Raw genomic sequence first — 1,926 nt, forward strand, 5'->3', positions numbered from 1 at the left:
CCTGCTCGACAATCACGTGCGCGTTCGTGCCGGAAACACCGAACGACGAGACCCCCGCCCGGCGCGGCCGGTCCACCGCCGGCCAGTCACGGGCCTCCGCGAGCAGCGAGACCTCGCCGGCCGACCAGTCCACGTGCGGGGTCGGCGCGTCCACGTGCAGCGAGGCCGGCAGCACGCCGTGCCGCATCGCCATCACCATCTTGATCACGCCGACCACGCCGGCCGCGGTCTGGGTGTGGCCGATGTTCGACTTGATCGAGCCGAGCCACAGCGGCTCGCCGCCGGCCCGGTCCTGCCCGTACGTCGCCAGCAGGGCCTGCGCCTCGATCGGGTCGCCCAGCGTGGTGCCGGTGCCGTGCGCCTCGACCGCGTCCACCTCGGACGGCGCCAGGCCCGCGTTGGCAAGTGCCTGCCGGATCACCCGGCGCTGCGAGGGTCCGTTCGGCGCGGACAGGCCGTTGGAGGCGCCGTCCTGGTTGACCGCGGAGCCGCGTATGACGGCAAGGATCCGGTGGCCGTTGGCCCGGGCGTCGGAGAGGCGTTCGAGCAGCAGCAGCCCGACGCCCTCGCCCCAGCCGGTGCCGTCGGCGGCGGCCGCGAACGGCTTGCACCGGCCGTCGGCCGCCATGCCGCGCTGCCGGGAGAACTCGATGAACGCGCCCGGGCTCGCCATCACGTTCACGCCGCCGGCCAGCGCGAGGGTGCACTCGCCCTGCCGCAGCGACTGGGCGGCCAGGTGCATGGCGACCAGCGACGAGGAGCAGGCGGTGTCGATCGTCATGGCCGGGCCCTCGAGGCCGAGGACGTAGGAGACGCGGCCGGAGATGACCGCGGTCTGGCCGCCGGTGATGAAGTAGCCCTGTGCCTCGTCCGGGATGTCGTAGGCCTCCGAGCCGTACCCCTGCGAGCTGGCGCCGACGAACACGCCGGTGGCGCTGCCGCGCAGCGTGGCGGCGTCGATGCCGGCCCGCTCGAACGTCTCCCACGCGGCCTCCAGCAGCAGCCGCTGCTGCGGGTCCATCGCGAGGGCCTCGCGCGGGCTGATCCCGAAGAAGCCGGCGTCGAAGCCGCCGGCGTCGCGGACGAAGGCGCCCTCCCGGGTGTACGTGGTGCCGGCGTGCTCCGGGTCGGGGTGGTAGATCCCGGCCAGGTCCCAGCCCCGGTCGGTGGGGAACCCGCCCATCGCGTCCCGGCCCTCGGCGACCAGGTCCCACAGCTGCTCGGGCGCCTCGATGCCGCCGGGGAAGCGGCAGGCCATGCCGACGATGACGATCGGCTCGTCGTCCAGCGGGCGGGCGGTGGGCACCGGGGTCGCCTCGCCGGCCGCGGTGCCGAGCACCTCGGCGAGCAGGAAACCGGCGACGGCGGCGGCGTTCGGGTGGTCGAAGACCAGGGTCGCGGGCAGGCGTACGCCGGTGGCCGCGCTCAGCCGGTTGCGCATCTCGACCGCGGTGAGCGAGTCGAACCCGAGGTCGCGGAAGGCCCGGCCGGGCTCGATCCCGTCAACGCCGGTGTGCCCGAGGATGGCCGCGGCGTGCTCGCGCACCAGGGCGAGGACGACGCCGGCCCGGTCCGGTCCGGCGACGCCGGCGAGACGCGCGGCGAGCGCGGAGGCCCCGGCGTCGACCGGCGCCTCGATACGCGTGAGCGTCTCCCTGACCTCGGCCAGGTCCCCGATCAGCGGCCGCGACCGGCCGGCGGTGAACGCGGTGGCGAACCGGTCCCAGTCGACGTCGGCGACCGCGATCGAGGTGTCGCCGTAGTCGACGGCCCGGATCATCGCGGTGATCGCGGTGTCCGGGTCCATCGGGCGCAGGCCGCGGCGCAGCACGTACTCCTCGTCGCCGGCCTCGCCGAGCCCGCTCCCGCCGGCCCAGAGCCCCCAGGAGACGGTCGTGGCGGTGAGCCCGCGGGCGCGCCGGCCGG

Annotated in this window: 1 protein-coding gene; it reads right to left on the bottom strand. The window is 75.5% G+C overall.

What is annotated here, in order from left to right:
• The coding region (locus tag AB0F10_RS45430) for a beta-ketoacyl synthase N-terminal-like domain-containing protein (protein WP_360640808.1) at nt 1-1,926 on the bottom strand (1,926 nt) is incomplete at both ends.

This window comes from Actinoplanes sp. NPDC026623 (assembly GCF_040638275.1).
In the GTDB taxonomy this organism is placed as follows: Bacteria; Actinomycetota; Actinomycetes; order Mycobacteriales; family Micromonosporaceae; genus Actinoplanes.